Origin of the sequence: Myxococcus sp. CA039A (genome assembly GCF_013336645.1) — a bacterium.
In the GTDB taxonomy this organism is placed as follows: Bacteria; Myxococcota; Myxococcia; order Myxococcales; family Myxococcaceae; genus Myxococcus; species Myxococcus llanfairpwllgwyngyllgogerychwyrndrobwllllantysiliogogogochensis.
In genome coordinates, this window is the sequence record NZ_JABUMQ010000054.1 from 1 (window position 1) to 14,225 (window position 14,225).

Annotated in this window: 14 protein-coding genes; 7 read left to right on the plus strand and 7 right to left on the minus strand. The window is 69.1% G+C overall.

Annotation, left to right across the window (positions count from 1 at the left end; translation table 11 throughout):
- From rlmB to HR086_RS11720, 5 genes are all read right to left on the minus strand, one after another.
- The coding region (rlmB, locus tag HR086_RS11700; RefSeq protein ID WP_174465639.1) for a 23S rRNA (guanosine(2251)-2'-O)-methyltransferase RlmB at positions 1-659 on the minus strand (659 nt) is incomplete at its 3' end.
- 5 nt (positions 660-664) lie between these two features.
- Positions 665-1,114: a hypothetical protein gene (locus HR086_RS11705; RefSeq protein WP_174465640.1), complete on the minus strand. Its 450-nt coding sequence runs from the start codon at positions 1,112-1,114 to the stop codon at positions 665-667.
- A gap of 63 nt (positions 1,115-1,177) precedes the next feature.
- Positions 1,178-2,179 carry a RimK family alpha-L-glutamate ligase gene (locus HR086_RS11710; protein WP_174465641.1) on the minus strand — a complete coding sequence of 334 codons (1,002 nt, stop codon included), beginning with the start codon at positions 2,177-2,179 and terminating at the stop codon, positions 1,178-1,180.
- An 84-nt stretch (positions 2,180-2,263) separates the two neighbouring features.
- Positions 2,264-3,547, minus strand: a complete 1,284-nt coding sequence (gene cglB, locus HR086_RS11715) for an adventurous gliding motility lipoprotein CglB (protein ID WP_174465642.1) — start codon at positions 3,545-3,547, stop codon at positions 2,264-2,266.
- A 253-nt stretch (positions 3,548-3,800) separates the two neighbouring features.
- The gene (locus HR086_RS11720) at positions 3,801-4,193 is read right to left on the minus strand and encodes a hypothetical protein (protein WP_174465643.1); all 393 of its coding nucleotides are present in this window, start codon (positions 4,191-4,193) and stop codon (positions 3,801-3,803) included.
- 301 nt (positions 4,194-4,494) lie between these two features.
- Here HR086_RS11720 and HR086_RS11725 point away from each other — a divergent pair, with 301 nt between their 5' ends.
- From HR086_RS11725 to hrpB, 4 genes are all read left to right on the plus strand, one after another.
- Positions 4,495-4,941: a HEAT repeat domain-containing protein gene (locus tag HR086_RS11725; RefSeq protein ID WP_254626289.1), complete on the plus strand. Its 447-nt coding sequence runs from the start codon at positions 4,495-4,497 to the stop codon at positions 4,939-4,941.
- A 50-nt stretch (positions 4,942-4,991) separates the two neighbouring features.
- Positions 4,992-5,696 carry an HAD family hydrolase gene (locus tag HR086_RS11730; protein ID WP_174462375.1) on the plus strand — a complete coding sequence of 235 codons (705 nt, stop codon included), beginning with the start codon at positions 4,992-4,994 and terminating at the stop codon, positions 5,694-5,696.
- Positions 5,697-5,768: 72 nt separating this feature from the next.
- Complete coding sequence (locus HR086_RS11735; protein ID WP_174465645.1) at positions 5,769-7,397, plus strand: hypothetical protein; 1,629 nt, start codon at positions 5,769-5,771, stop codon at positions 7,395-7,397.
- Positions 7,398-7,432: 35 nt separating this feature from the next.
- Positions 7,433-9,997, plus strand: coding sequence for an ATP-dependent helicase HrpB (gene hrpB, locus HR086_RS11740; protein ID WP_174465646.1), 2,565 nt, complete (start codon positions 7,433-7,435; stop codon positions 9,995-9,997).
- Here the strand turns inward: hrpB and HR086_RS11745 are convergent, their stop codons facing one another.
- Positions 9,998-10,474, minus strand: coding sequence for a GNAT family N-acetyltransferase (locus HR086_RS11745; protein WP_141642664.1), 477 nt, complete (start codon positions 10,472-10,474; stop codon positions 9,998-10,000).
- A gap of 78 nt (positions 10,475-10,552) precedes the next feature.
- Here HR086_RS11745 and HR086_RS11750 point away from each other — a divergent pair, with 78 nt between their 5' ends.
- The 3 genes from HR086_RS11750 to HR086_RS11760 all read left to right on the plus strand — a co-directional run bounded on the left by HR086_RS11750 (position 10,553) and on the right by HR086_RS11760 (position 13,741).
- The gene (locus tag HR086_RS11750) at positions 10,553-11,737 is read left to right on the plus strand and encodes an MFS transporter (protein WP_174465647.1); all 1,185 of its coding nucleotides are present in this window, start codon (positions 10,553-10,555) and stop codon (positions 11,735-11,737) included.
- 15 nt (positions 11,738-11,752) lie between these two features.
- Positions 11,753-12,805 (plus strand): hypothetical protein, encoded by a 1,053-nt coding sequence (locus HR086_RS11755; RefSeq protein ID WP_174465648.1) that lies wholly within the window; start codon positions 11,753-11,755, stop codon positions 12,803-12,805.
- 135 nt (positions 12,806-12,940) lie between these two features.
- Complete coding sequence (locus HR086_RS11760) at positions 12,941-13,741, plus strand: hypothetical protein (protein ID WP_174465649.1); 801 nt, start codon at positions 12,941-12,943, stop codon at positions 13,739-13,741.
- Between the two features lie 86 nt (positions 13,742-13,827).
- On the opposite strand, the gene fdxA is transcribed toward HR086_RS11760, so the two are convergent.
- Positions 13,828-14,166, minus strand: coding sequence for a ferredoxin FdxA (gene fdxA / locus HR086_RS11765; RefSeq protein WP_141642668.1), 339 nt, complete (start codon positions 14,164-14,166; stop codon positions 13,828-13,830).
- Positions 14,167-14,225: the final 59 nt, after the last annotated feature.

Genomic DNA, 14,225 nt, shown 5'->3' on the forward strand with positions numbered 1-14,225 from the left:
GCCCCCTCGGCCCCCACCACCAGGGCCAGGGGCCCGTCCAGTCGAGCGCTCCACATGGGCTCGGTCGCGTCCACGTCCGCCGCGGCCACCCAGAGCCCTGCTTCCTTCAGCTCCTCCAGGGCGCGGGAGATGTTCACGACCCGGGCGATGAGGCAGTGCTCCACCGCACCCGCTGACGCCTTGGCCACCGTGCCCGTCACCTGTACGGCGCGGTCCTTGGCGATGACGACCCCATGGGCGCCCAGCGCGTGGGCCGACCGGATGATGGCGCCCAGGTTGTGCGGGTCCTGGATACCGTCGAGCACCACGACGAGGGGAGGCCGCTTGCTGGCCTTGGCCGCGTCGATGATGTCCTCCAGCGCCGAGTACGTGAAGCCTCGAAGCTCGAGCACCACGCCCTGGTGGACCCCGCCGTCGGCCATGGCGGCAAGGCGCTCGCGCGACACCTTCTCCACCCGGACACCCGCGTCCCGGGCGCGGCTGAGCAGCTCACCCGCGGCCTTGGCGGCCAACTGCCCCTCCACGATGAACAGCCGCTCCACTTCGTCCGGTCGGGCCCTCAGGGCCTCGAGGACCGGATTGACGCCATAGACGTGACGCGCCGGGGAGTCCCCGCCCTCACGCTCGCCTCGACCACCCTTGGGGGGACGCTCACGCATGGGAACTAGAGGACCTCGACGGGAACGGAGAGGGTCTTCTGCTGGCGCGCGCAGATCTTCTCCGTGCAGATGAAGAAGACGAGCTTCGCGTCCACCGAGCCCTTGCCCGCGGCCGTGGCGGAGAAGGGAATCTCGAAGCGGGGGTCCGCGAACTCCTGGCCCGCGGCCTTCTTCGCGACCGAGTCCTCTCGTCCCAGCTTCTCCTTCGCGACGGAGACCTGCGTGCCCTTCACCTCGAGCTTCAGCGGGGCTTCCTCGGAGACATGGGCGCCGGGCTTCGTCTTGACCGAGACCACGAAGACGCCCTTCTCCCCTGTCTTGATCTGGCTGGAGGAGCCGTCCGTGGACACGTCATAGAGGCTGGCGGGGTCCACTTCGTCGGCGGACGCCGGGGCCGTCCAGACACAGGCCACCAGCAACGCGGCAACGGAGGTGAAGCTTCGGATGTGCGACATGGCGGGTCTCCTGAAAACGGGTGCTGCCTATCATGCCTGCGACGTGGGGCGCCGGCATTCTCTTCACGTGCCCCCTGCTCCGCTCGTGGGCGTACGACTCGTGCGCTTCCTGCGCGGTGCCGGAGATGTTGGCAGCCCCGGCGTTGGAAGACTTCGAGGTGGCAGGAGGTCTGGCACGGACACGGGGTCCGCGCCCGCGACCAGTTCCTCGGCGCGGATGATGATGGGCGTCGCCAGGTCCATGCCCGTGACAGCCTCCATCTCAGGCAAGGCGGGCGAGCTGTTCACCTCGAAGACCTTCGATTGGCCCTGGACATCCAGCAGGTCCACCGCCGCCACCTCCAGCCCCACCAGCCGGGTGGCCTTCTCCGCCGTGGCACGCTGCCCAGGCGAAAGCTCCATCGCTTCCAGTCGAGCTCCCTTGATGAGCGTGTGAGCGAACCGACCCGGACGCGCGCGGCGGCGCACCGCGGCCACCGCCTTGCCACCCACGACGAGCACACGCACATCCTGGCTCGTGCTCTTCACGTACTCCTGCATCACCAGGTTGTGGCCGAGGCCAAGCACCGCCTCGAGCGCGGCCTCCAGCGACTGGAGGCTCTCGCACACCATCACCCCGTGATTCTCCTGCCCCTGGAGCAACTTCACGAGCACGGGCACCCCACCCACCAGCCCCACCATCTCCTTCAAGTGGGCTGCGTCCCGCGCCATCACCGTGGCGGGAATGTCGATGCCATGCGCGGACAGCAACTGCAGTGAGCGCATCTTGCTGCGCGACTGCGCGATGGCCTGGGCGTGATTGACGAGCGGCACTCCGCCCAGTGCGAACTGATTCACCACCGCGAGCCCGTACGTGTTGATGGATTGGGCGATGCGCGGAAGGACCACGTCCGTGGGCGAGAGCTTCTTGCGATCGTAGTAGAGCGTGGCGCTGCCCCCGTCCAGGTGCATCTGCACCCGGAGCGGGTTGAGCACGCGCATCTTGTGCCCCCGCGCGCGGCCCGCCTCGACAAGACGCCGAGTGGAGGGAATGGAAGCGGACCGCGAGAGGAGGGTGACTTTCATGGGCAGGGGAAGGCAACCGGGCCGGAGGCGAGGGGACCTATAATCCCCGCACCGTCCCGGGTAAAGCCGCCCCCGGCCGCCTGCCTAGCGCTGACGGATGGCGCGAACCTCGACTTGGATGGGCGCTTCCGGTCGGGAGTTCTTGATGCGCTCGCACGCGGCGCCGTTGAAGAGAACGCCGTCCGACGTCAGCGACCAGGTTCCGTCACCCGCCAGGGTGCGCTCACCCTCGATGTAGACGACGATGAGCTTCGGGTCCGAGGGAAGCTCCGGCCCGCTCAGTTTGATCAAGCAAGGCTCCGGGTTGGAGATCTCCTTGCTGATCTCCTCCAGCGCGGCGGCCAACTCCTCCTGATTGCCCGCCTGGTAGAAAGACCGGCCACACAGACCCGTCGCCGCGATGCACGTGTCGTTGGGACCACAGGCCGCGGGGTTCGTGTTACAGGAACGGGCGAAACCGCCCGCCGACGCCATCGCCTGGAGCACCGCCGGACCATCCCCCGACGCCGTCTCGGCGCCGAAGCCGATGACGATGGTCGTGACCTTCTTGTCCTTCAGCGCCTGCACGGCCTTCACGGAGGCGTTGGTGTCGAGGCAGCCACGCTTCTCGAAGGCGGTGGAGATCTGCGAACCGCAGAGATTGCCAGCGATGGTGCACTTGCACAGTTCCGGTTGATCTCGGCCGGAGTACTCATTCTCCGGGTTGCAGTTGGGCAGACCATCCGTCAGCAGGATGACGAAGTTCTTGCGGTCCTTGTCCTGCAATCCAGGCATGGACCCGATGAAGTTCAGGCTTCCGCTCGTCGGTGTTCCACCCACCGGCTGCCCGGTGCCGTGGTTCGGAATGCCCTGGATCAGATCGTTGATGGAGTTGGCGTGGGCCAGCAGCGACGCGTCGTCGTCGGCGACCGGCAGGTCCTTGCGGACCGACGTCGCGGTGGGACCAGTGCAGGCCTCGATGCTCGAGCCCGTCGAGGCCTCGGGATAGGTCGTGAGCGCGAAGCGCACGTAGGGACCACTGTTCGCGAGGAACCGAGGCACGGCGGCCTGCAGCTCCGTCCACCGAGTGGGGCACGTGGCCGTGGGGCACGCGTTCTCATTGCCACACAGCACCGTCAAGCCGTCCTCGTCCCGTACCTGGCAGGACGGCCGCGACGTGTCCACCGGGAGCGTCATCGAGCCGGAGATGTCCACCAGCATCATGATGTTGGGCTTGCTCGCCAGGGCGGAGATGGTCTCCTCGACCGTCGTCTGTGCGATGGCGAGCGGCTCCACCGGTTCGAAGTCGTAGGACTGACAACCCGCGACGACGACACCCGAGAGGGCGCCGAGGACGAGAGCGCTCAGGAGGGGCAACTTGGCGCGCATAGGTAATGAATTCCTTCTGCTTCTCATGGGGGGACGCGGAGCTCCGCGCGGCCGGGCTCTTCAGGGGACGGCTTGGGTGAAGAGTATCGCGTGACTCCCCTCGGAGGCTACAGCCTCAAATGGAGGGCTGCATCCGGTTCAACTGATACTGCGAGGTTACAGCAGGAACCGATGGTTTCCCCTCGACAGGCACACACCTGGTGTGGCGTGGACGACATTGGCGCCTGCCTGATCCCTCTTCTCCGCGGCTCATCTAGAGTGTCAGCGTGCGCGCCCCCTGCGTCAGCCGCCACAGGGAGGCAAGCCCCATCACCTCGTCCAGGGGGCCTTGGAGCGCCTCGGGATCGAAGCCACACAGGCGCACCGTCGTGTCGCAGGCGATCAACTTCGCGCCCAAGGCCCTCGCCTCCTCCATCATCTTGAGGGGAGTCGGGACGCCCAGGGTCTCGCCTCGGGCGTGCTCCTCTCGCTCCCTCTCACCCTCTGGCTGACCAAAGGTTCCGCCCACCCAGGACCGGAGCGCGTCGAAGGCGAAGACGAAGTAGACCTCGTCACCCATGGCCACGGCGGTGATGCCCATGGAACTCGCCTGGAACGCCGGCTCATACGTGGCGTGCTGCAGAAAGAAGAAGACGCGTCCAGCCATCAACGCAGCACCATAACGGGGTTCGAGTCCGAGCGGGCAACCGGCATATAACCCGGGACGTTCCCCTGCTCGAGGCGCCCCCATGCCAACACCGACCTCGCCGCCACCATCTCGCACCATCGCGCTCCTCCCCTCTCGCGGACGACGGTGGTGGCACATCCTGCTCGGAGCGGGGCTGATCGCGAGCTCCGGGGGCACCGCGCTCGCGTACTCACACGCCTCGGGAGAAGCCTCGCCGGCCGTGCCCACCGCACCCGCCCCAACTCCGGTCCCGTCAGCTGATTTGCGGGAGCAGGTGCTGATGTTGCTCGACCCCTCCCAGGGACCCCTTCGAGAGGAGCAGTGGCGTCAGCTTGGGCCCCAGGCCGTGCCAGTCCTTCGCTCGCTCGTGGTGGACCCGTCGGTTCCCTCGACTCGACGCGCTCGCGCCATGGCATCGCTCGCCCTCATCGACCCGCCTCAGGGCGCCCCTTCCATCCAGGAAGTGCTGGAGGATCCCCGCGCTCCCGTGGACGTGCGCGCCAGCGCCGCGGGCGCCCTGGCACGATGCCTGGGGACCGAAGCCATTCGCCCCCTCGCGGCTCGACTCATGGACCGTGAGGACCCCGTTCGGGAGGCCGTGGCCCTGGCGCTCGGGCGGCTGGGTGGACAGCAGGCCCGTCAGGCTCTCGAGGAGCGACTCCCCATCGAGGAACGCCCTCTCGTGCGTGAAGCCCTCCAGCGAGGACTCAGCCTCGCGGAGCCCTGAGCGGCCGTGACGTGACTTCCGGACTCGCGTCGGCCCTAGGCTTCCGTTAGATGGGGGCCATGCGCCCCACGGTCCTCCTGTTCGATATCGATGGCACCCTCGTCACCACCGGTGGAGCGGGACGCCGTGCCATGGACCGAGCCTTCGAGCAGCTTCATGGTCGCCGCGATGCCTGCGACTCCTTCCACATGTCCGGCATGACGGACCGAGCCATCGTCCGCACCGCTCTGCGCATCATCGGTGTCGAGGACACCGAGGCCGCCATCGATGCCGGCATCGCCGCCTACCTCGCGCACCTCGCGGATGAAATCCAGAAGGTGGAGGCTCCTCGCTACCGTGTGTTCCCCGGCATGCGAGAGGCCGTACTCGAGGCGCGAAGCCGCCCCGGATTCGCCGTGGGACTCGGCACCGGCAACGTCCGCGACGGCGCGCGCCTGAAGCTGGAGCGAGTGGCCATCCATGACCAGTTCGCCTTCGGCGGCTTCGGCTGCGACCACGAGAACCGCGTGGAGCTGATTCGTCGAGGTGCCGAGGCGGGCGCGGCGACGCTCGGTGTCCCGCGCGAGCAGTGCCGGGTGGTCGTCATCGGAGATACGCCCAAGGACGTCGATGCGGCCATCGGCATCGGCGCCGAGTGCATCGGCGTGGGCACCGGGACCTTCACCGCCGAGGCCCTTCTCCAGGCCGGCGCACACGCCGCCTTCCCTGACTTCTCGCACCGCGAGGCCCTTCCGACGCTGCTCGGCGGAAGCTGACGCCTCCCACCCGCGCTCGGAGCCGAGCCCGGCCTGTGGTATCTCCCGCCGCCCTTCCGAGGAGCCCGTCGCATGTCATCCACGCTCGAGTCCTATGAGCTCATCCGCTTCGCCGAGGCCTTCGAGGGTCGGATCGCGACCGCGGGCGAGATGCTCGCTGGCCGCCCCGGCCTGGAAGCCGAGAAGAGCTGGCTGACCACCGCCTTCGAGTTGGTGCGCACCACGCGCGCCCCCGCCGCTGGCGTGGTCGACCGCGTCAAGGACCTGCCCGAGCTAGATGAAGCTCGCGAGGAATACGCCTTCCATCAACAGGGCCTGTGGGTCGATGCCCTGGAGAAACTGCACGCGGGCATCACCTTCACCGCCAGCAGCCGCGCTCCCGTCATCGAAGCGCTCTTCCCCCACCTCAAGTTCGCCCAGCTCCGACGCGCGCCTCGCGAAGTCATCTTCGAGTACGCCACGTCGTACGAGCGGCGCACCCGCAGCTCCTACGTCTCCCGCATCTTCGCTCGCGAGGACTTTGCGCTCGTCCGTCCCGTGATGGACCAGGTCGCCGCCGCCCATGCCGCGTGGCGCGCCAGTCATGAGCCCGCGCCACTCTCGCTCGAACAGGAGGCCGTGCTCCGCGAGGAGTTGGTGAACCTGGGGCGCAAGCTCGAAGTGGCGCTGCGACAGGCGCGCCTGCTCTCCGAGGCCGCGCTCGTCCCCGTGCCCAGTGTCCATGAAGCCGCCGCGCTCGGCCTCAAGCCCAAGCGTAAAGCGGGTCGCGGACTGGCTCCCTCCGATGATGGATTGGGGGCACTGGACCTCGAGCCCTCGGACTCCATGGAGCCCACCGAGGCCGAACTCGCGGAGGTCGCTGCCCTGGATTCGTCGTCCGACGACGCGGAGCCTTCCGCCCTACGGCACAGGGCTGGGAGCAACCCGGCGGCGACCGAACCGCTCGATACGGATGAGCCCGTGGACGTCGACGTGCACTCGACTCGCGGCAAGAACGAGGCACAGTCTGCCCCCGCTCTCGAGGGTGTCGAGGACGCGTCCGTGTCCGAGCACCTGGGGACGAGCGAGCCGGCGCCTTCCGATGTCGAGAGCCCTGCGTCCGAAGGCGGACCGGTCCAAGGCGGAGCTCGTGGCCGCAAGCGCGATGCGAACGCCTCCGCGCCCGTCGTCGAGTCCGGGTCCGACGCAACGGGCGTCCCCTCTCCGTCGGGCCGGGATTCGCCTCTCGAACTCGATGGCGGCCACGCCCCCATGGATGAGCGCGCGGACACGACGGAGGAGCCGCGTGCCTCGGGCCCTCGTGGACGCAAGCGTGACGCCGAAGGTGCCCCCACTTCAGTCGCTGAGGGCGCGGACATCGCAGGGACTTCACGTCCCGCCGGGGGCCGCGGGCGAAAGCGCGGCACGGAACCGGGTTCGACCTCTGCCGACGCAGCCAGTGCGCCAGAAGGTGCGCGCGGACAGGTGACTCGTGGCCGTGCGCGTGATTCGAGTCCGCTCCCCACCGCTGGTGGTGACACTGCTGACGCATCGGCGGACTCGCGTGCCCAGAGTTCCCGCGGACGTGCTCGCGATTCGAGCGCACCCTCGGCATCCACCGATACCGCGACCCCGGAAGGCTCGCGTGCCCAGGCTCCCGCCGTGCGCAAGAAGAAGGGCGTGACGTCGACCCCTGGCGCGGCAGGCACCGAGACCCCCTGAGCGAGCCTCGGCTCGCGCGTTCAAGGAACCCGGACATGGCGGACGCCGCCCTTCCCATCGACCCGCTCCTTCCGGAAATTGTCTCCACCTTGCGCGGTGCGCGCTCGCTCGTGCTCGAGGCTCCTCCTGGCGCCGGAAAGACGACGCGCGTGCCCCGCGCACTGATGGAGGCCGGGCTCGGCGGGGGCAAGGAGATCGTCGTCCTCCAGCCGCGACGCCTCCCCACCCGACTCGCCGCCCAGCGCGTGTCCGAGGAAATCGGCGAGCGCGTGGGCGACACCGTCGGCTATCAGGTCCGCTTCGAGGACGTGCGCAGCGCCAAGACCCGCCTGTCCTTCGTCACCGAGGGCGTGCTCGGACGCCGCCTCCTGTCCGACCCGACCCTTCGCGACGTGGGCATCGTCGTGCTCGACGAGTTCCACGAGCGACACCTGTCCGCCGACATCTCGCTCGCGCTGCTGCGCCGCCTGCAAGAGACTCGTCGCCCCGACCTCAAGCTCGTCGTCATGTCCGCGACCCTGGAGGCCGAACCCGTCCGGGCGTACCTTGGAGGTTGTCCCTCCCTGCGCTCCCAGGGCCGACGCTTCGACATCAGCGTGGAGTATCTCCCCGCTCCAGATGACCGGCACCTGGACCTGCAGGTCCTCTCCGCCATCAAACGCCTGTTCACCCACGGCGTGGACGGCGACGTGCTCGTCTTCCTTCCCGGCGCCGGCGAGATTCGCCGCACCCGCGACGCCTGCGCGGAGTTCGCCGAGCGCCATGACGCCGACGTCCTCCCGCTCCACGGAGACCTGTCCCCCGCGGAACAGGACCGCGCCGTGCGCAGGAGCTCGCGCCGGAAGATCATCCTCTCCACCAACGTGGCGGAGACCTCCGTCACCATCGACGGTGTCGCCGTGGTCATCGACACCGGCCTCGCACGTGTCGCCAGCCACTCGCCGTGGTCCGGGCTGCCCACCCTCAAGCTGTCCAAGGTGAGCCGTGCCTCCGCCATCCAGCGCGCCGGACGCGCCGGACGCACCCGTGCCGGCCACTGCATCCGCCTCTACACGCAGCACGACTTCGATGGCCGTCCCGAACAGGAGGCCCCCGAAATCCGCCGCATGGACCTGGCGGAGACCGTGCTCTCGCTGCGCGCCTCCGGCGTCGTCGACCTCGGTGCCTTCCCTTTCTTCGAGCCTCCTCCCGCGGCGTCACTCGACGCGGCCGAGACGCTGCTTCGCCGACTCGGCGCCGTCGACCCGAAGGGCATCGTCACGAACGTGGGCCAGCGCCTGCTGCGCTTCCCTGTCCACCCCCGCCAGGCCCGGGTCATCGTCGAAGGTGAGCGCCGGGGCGTCGGCGCCGAAGCAGCCACGCTCGCCGCGCTCATGGGCGAGCGGGACATCCGTCGAGAGGCCCGCGCCAATCTGGGCGGAGGAGGCCGCGCCGCCGCCGTCGTCAGTGGCCCCTCGGATCTGCTCGAATTGCTGGAGCGCTTCCGCGAGGCCGAACGCGCGGGCTTCGCGTCCGGTCGACTTCACTCGCTCTCCCTGGAACAGGGCGCGGTGCAGTCCGTGGACCGCGTCCAGAAGCAGCTCCGACGCACGGTGCGCAGCCAGGGCGAGAAACCCCACCGCGCGGAGGACATCGAGCAGGCCCTCATGCTCAGCGTCCTCGCCGGCTATCCGGACCGCGTCGCGCGCAGGCGAAGGCCTCGCTCTCCCGAGCTGCTGCTCTTCGGCGGCGGCACCGCGTCCCTCTCCGAGCTGAGCGTCGTGCAGGACGCGGACTTGATGGTGGCCGTGGACGCCGAGGAGCGCCCTGGCAAAGGCGCCGTGGTGCGACTGGCCAGCGCCGTCGAACCCGAGTGGCTGCTGGACCTCTACCCCGAGACACTCGAAGAGGTGGACACCCTCCAGTGGAACGCCGAGGCACGACGCGTGGAACGCCTCACGCGCCTTTCCTACGGCAACCTCATGCTCGAGGAGACCCGCGCCCCCGCGCCCGCCTCGGAACAAACCGCGCGGGTGCTTGTCGAAGCGGCGCTCGCGGCGGGCCCCGGACGGTTCGCGGATCCCGAGGCCCTGCAACAGTGGCGCACGCGCGTGGCCCTGCTCACGCAGGCCTTCCCCGAGGCGAAGTTCCCCACCGTGGATGACGCCTTCCTGCGCGATGCGCTCGCGTCCCTGTGCTCGGACGCGCGCAGCTTCAAGGACCTGGAAGGCGTGTCCCTCATCGACGCGCTCTACGCCCGACTCACCTCCGAGCAACAACGCCTGCTCGCCACCCACGCCCCCGAGCGCGTCACGCTGCCCGGAGGCCGCGGCGTCAAGGTGAACTACGAGCCGGGCAAGCCACCCTGGGTGGAGTCACGCCTGCAGGATTTCTTCGGGATGGCCCAGGGCCCCAGCGTGTGCGCCGGCCGCGTGTCGCTCGTGCTCCACCTGCTCGCGCCCAACATGCGCGCGGTGCAGGTGACGACCGACCTGGCGGGTTTCTGGGAGCGGCACTACCCGGCGCTCCGTAAGGAGCTGGGACGCAAGTACCCGCGTCACTCGTGGCCCGAGGACCCGAGGCACGCGCAACCGCCCGCGCCCCGCCCTCCGCGCCGCTGACTAGAAACGCTTGCGCATCTCCAGGTGGTCGATGCCGCCTTCGAGGAAGACGGTGCCCATCTCGGTGTAGCCGTGCTTCTTGTAGAACTCGAGGGCGTAGAGCTGCGCGTGCAGCATGATGCCCTTGACGCCTCGTCGCCGGGCTTCCTCCTCCAGCGACGTCAACAGCAGCGAGCCCACGCGTGCCTTGCGATGCGCCTGGAGCACCGCCATACGCCCTACCTGGCCCCACAGGCCCTGCTCACCCACGGGAGGCTGAGGCAACATCACCAGCCGCCCCGTGCCAATGGCGTGGCCTCCCTGGTTGGCGATGATGTGGTAGGCGTGCGCGTCTTCTGCATCCCGCTCGATGCCCTCGGGGACGTGCTGCTCCTCGATGAACACCACCTCGCGGATGGCGAGCGCCTGCATGAGCTCCGCCTCACTCTTGATCTGAGTGATGGAGACGGGCGCGGAAGTATCCGTGGGACTGGCCATGTCGCGGGCAAGGTACACAAAAGGACGCGAGGTCAACAGGCGGAAAAGCACCCGGACATGTCAAGGTGCCAACCGTCCATGAACCCCCGCCCCGTCGCCAGCCGTCTGCCGCTGGCGGGCTTCTACTTCTTGTACTTCGCCACCGTGGGCATCGTCCTTCCGTTCCTGCCCGCCTGGTTCAAGTCCCTCTCCCTCTCCGCGACGCAGGTGGGGCTCCTGCTGTGTCTCAGCCCGTGCATCTCGCTCATCGTCCCCTCGTTGTGGGGGCACCTCGCCGACCGCACCGGCCGTACGTCCCGCGTCCTCACCGTGCTGGCGCTCGGCGCGACGCTCGCCTTCGGACTGGTGGCCAGCGCTCGCACCTTCGAGACACTCGTCCCCGCAATGGCGCTGTACGCCTGCTTCGCCTCCGCGTTCACGCCGCTCGTGGACAGCCTCGCCCTCCACCACGTCGCGCGCACCGGTGACAGCTTCGCGCACGTGCGGCTCTTCGGCTCCGTGGGCTTCATCGTGTCGTCCGTTCTCTTCGGACTGCTCGCCACGGATGTGGACCGGACCGTGGTCCTCGTTCCGCTCGCGCTGCTGGCCATGCTCGTCCCCTGGAGCCTCGCCCTGCGCGACACCGCGGCTCCGAGCCGGGGACTGAGCCCCTTCGCCGGACTGAAGCTGCTGCGTCACCGCGACGTACGCTGGCTGCTCGCCGCCACGAGTCTGCACTGGATGGCGTGCGCGCCCTTTCATGGGACCTTCTCCATCCACGTCATGGCGCTGGGCTTGTCCCCCGCGGTGGTGGGAGTCGTGGCGGGCCTCGGTGTCCTCGCGGAAGTGGGAGTGATGGCGCTCTACCCTCGCGTGGCCGGGGGGCTGGAGCCGCGCCTTGTCCTCGCGGTCGCCTTCGCCGCGAGCGCGCTGCGCTGGGGCGGCATGGCCCTGGTGTCGTCTCCCACGGGCATGGTGCTGCTCGCGCCCTTGCACGGCCTGACGTTCGGCGCCTTCTACGTGGGCAGCGTGGCCTTCCTGTCGCGACGCGTGCCCCCGGAGCTGCGGGCCTCCGGGCAAGCTCTGTTCGCCGCCTTCACGTTCGGCCTGGGCGGCCTGGTGGGCTACCTGTCCGCGGGGGCCGGCTACGACTGGCTGGGCGGACACCGACTCTTCGCCGTCGCCGGGGTGCTGGAGCTCGTCGCAGCCGGCCTGGTCCTGAGGGCCTCCGTCCTGCCCGCGGAGCCGGCGTCGGGCCCCCTCTCCGCGGGGGCCTCGGGGTGATAGGCTGGGGGCCTCATGCGTATCGCCCGACTGCTCGCACTCGCCCTGGGCCTGCTGGCCGGCCCCGCCACCGCTCAGCCGGAGTTCTTCTTCGGCACCGGTGAATCCCCCACCTTCCGCGAGGAAGCCGTGGACAAGCGCTTCCTCCGCACGCGCCTGTTCCAGGCCCTGAACCAGGGCACCGCGGATGCCGCCTGCGCACAGGTGCTGGGCGCGTACCTGACGCTGCTCGGCGAGGTGGGCACCCAGTTCCACAAGCGCGACGAGAACTTCATGCTGGACCCCGCGCTGGTGCAGGCGCTGAGCACGCAGTTGGTGACGGACCGCTTCCCGGGCAACAGCTTCTTCGTGGCCATGGTGCGCCGGGTGCTCATCGACAAGCAGCTGCGCACCGACTGGCTCCAGACGGCTGAGTCGCTCGTCCCCTTCTATCCCGCCATCGACATGGCGCGGATGCGCTTCCTCGCCGATGGCGTGAAGCCGGTGGACAGCTTCCTGCTCACCCTGCCCGTGTTGCGTGAGCGCTATGCGGAGGAAGTCAGCCGCGTCAACTCGGTGGCCGTCTCCACCGCCGAGGCCCTGTTCCGCGACAACTACCTGGACCACGACGTGGCCTTCAGCGGCATGGAGCTGGTGGACGTCAAGCTGGAGAAGCCCAAGAAGAAGAAGCTCAAGAAGGGCGAGGAGCCCGAGCCGGAGCGCATGGTGGCCCGCCTCGTCTGGGTGGAGCCCGAGCCTCCCGCGACGGCGACCTACGAGTTCCAGTTCGGCAAGCCGCGCAAGCGCGAGCGCGTGGACATCGTCGCCATCCTCCAGGACAAGCAGTACGTCGACCTCAACAAGCTGCTCAAGGGCAACCGCGTGCTCGTGCGGGGGCGCTTCTGGGAATACAAGAAGGGCCTGTCGTCCGTCGAACTGCGCGACGCCCTGCTCTTCCAGGAGCGGGACTGGGCACGCGTGGGAGCCCTCGTCGAGCCGATGGCGCTGGCCACCTGTCCCCTGGCCGTCAACGACCTGTCCGGCATCGCTCCTGTCCAGCCCGGCGCCTTCAACAGCAGACCGCGCTGAGCCCCCGTCCCTCGCGGGAGCCCCACCTCCGCGAGATGGGATGGTGACGTCGGCCTTCGACACGTCGTTCCCTGGCGTCGCATCCCTGGCATGACGGCTGCTTCGTCCCTCGCGCCAACGCCAGCGAGGGATGACATGAAGGTCGACGCCGAGGCCCCAGCCGACAGCACTCCGACGAAGCAACGCCCCGACGCGGAGCGGTTCCAACGGGCACTCCAGGAAGCACCTCAGCGAAGCGCCGCGCGGCCCGCGTCCAGGCCGCCGGCCACGCTCGCTCCCGTCCGTGCGCCGGCCCCCACGCTTCGCGCCCCGCCCCGCGCGGAGGCACTCATCGCCGCGCGCGCCACGTCGCCCGTCCTCGCGACCACTCGGGGCGCACTGGCCAGTCCAGAGCGCCTCGCGGTGACACGCCAGGCGATGCATGCCGAGTCCTCCCGATTGGGCAGCGTCCGCGGTGAAGCCCAGGCCTCAAACCAGGAGCGCACCGAGCACCGACTCACGGACCTCCTCGCCCGAGAGCTTTCGCGCGAGCCCCGCGTCCCCGCCAGTGCGCCCCTCAGGACGGAGTCGGTGCTCGCGCCACCCGAGGCCCCTCGGCTCACCGCTTCGCCCGAGAGCACGGGGACAGAGGGACGCATGGCAGCGACAGGCGCGGGCAGCGCGGCACGGAGCGAGGCGTCCCCCACCTCCCGCGTCGATTCGGCGCTGGAGCTCATCGAGCGCATCGAGGTCTTCGTGAAGTCGCAACGTCCGGCGCTGAGCATCAGCGTCCGGGGAACCCTCGACGCGACGGTGGAGGTGGAGCGGACGGGCCCTCGCGAAGTGGTGCTGCGCATCCAGGGACACCACGGGCCGGTGCCCACCCAGGATGTCGCTCGGCTGCGGGATGCCCTGGAGGCACGCGGGCTGAAGCTCCGCTCGCTGCGTGCTGGATGAGCGGGCCCGGAACGACGAAGGCCCTCTCGCCAGCGACGGGCGGGAGGGCCTCCACGAGACTCACGGGCGCGAACGGCGCCAGCTGCCTACTTGCCGGGCGCGGTCTCCAGCATCGCGCGCTTGCCGTCCTTCTCCTTGTACTCCTCGGCCTCGGCGAGCGGCGCCTTCTTCTCCGCGATGTTCGGCCACTTATTGTTGGAGAAGTCGGCGTTCAGCGCCTTGTACTCCGCCCACTTCGCGGGGAGCTCGGTCTCCGGGAAGATGGCCTTGGTGGGGCACACGGGCTCACAGGCGCCACAGTCGATGCACTCGTCCGGGTGGATGACCAGGAAGTTCGCACCCTCGTAGAAACAATTGACCGGGCAGACCTCGACACAGTCAGTGTACTTGCACTTGATGCAAGGGTCCGCGACGACGTAGGCCATGAAAGCTCTCCTCTAAATATCTTCAGCGCGTCCGTGGGCGCGCAGACTAATGGTTCGTT

Bases quoted from the DNA above. Each gene is read 5' to 3' on its own strand.
- cglB (WP_174465642.1), bottom strand. From the start codon at position 3,547: ATGCGCGCCAAGTTGCCCCTCCTGAGCGCTCTCGTCCTCGGCGCCCTC.
- HR086_RS11705 (WP_174465640.1), bottom strand. From the start codon at position 1,114: ATGTCGCACATCCGAAGCTTCACCTCCGTTGCCGCGTTGCTGGTGGCC.
- HR086_RS11735 (WP_174465645.1), top strand. From the start codon at position 5,769: ATGTCATCCACGCTCGAGTCCTATGAGCTCATCCGCTTCGCCGAGGCC.
- HR086_RS11750 (WP_174465647.1), top strand. From the start codon at position 10,553: ATGAACCCCCGCCCCGTCGCCAGCCGTCTGCCGCTGGCGGGCTTCTAC.
- HR086_RS11760 (WP_174465649.1), top strand. From the start codon at position 12,941: ATGAAGGTCGACGCCGAGGCCCCAGCCGACAGCACTCCGACGAAGCAA.
- HR086_RS11745 (WP_141642664.1), bottom strand. From the start codon at position 10,474: ATGGCCAGTCCCACGGATACTTCCGCGCCCGTCTCCATCACTCAGATC.
- HR086_RS11730 (WP_174462375.1), top strand. From the start codon at position 4,992: ATGGGGGCCATGCGCCCCACGGTCCTCCTGTTCGATATCGATGGCACC.
- fdxA (WP_141642668.1), bottom strand. From the start codon at position 14,166: ATGGCCTACGTCGTCGCGGACCCTTGCATCAAGTGCAAGTACACTGAC.
- HR086_RS11725 (WP_254626289.1), top strand. From the start codon at position 4,495: ATGTTGCTCGACCCCTCCCAGGGACCCCTTCGAGAGGAGCAGTGGCGT.
- HR086_RS11755 (WP_174465648.1), top strand. From the start codon at position 11,753: ATGCGTATCGCCCGACTGCTCGCACTCGCCCTGGGCCTGCTGGCCGGC.
- hrpB (WP_174465646.1), top strand. From the start codon at position 7,433: ATGGCGGACGCCGCCCTTCCCATCGACCCGCTCCTTCCGGAAATTGTC.
- HR086_RS11710 (WP_174465641.1), bottom strand. From the start codon at position 2,179: ATGAAAGTCACCCTCCTCTCGCGGTCCGCTTCCATTCCCTCCACTCGG.
- HR086_RS11720 (WP_174465643.1), bottom strand. From the start codon at position 4,193: ATGGCTGGACGCGTCTTCTTCTTTCTGCAGCACGCCACGTATGAGCCG.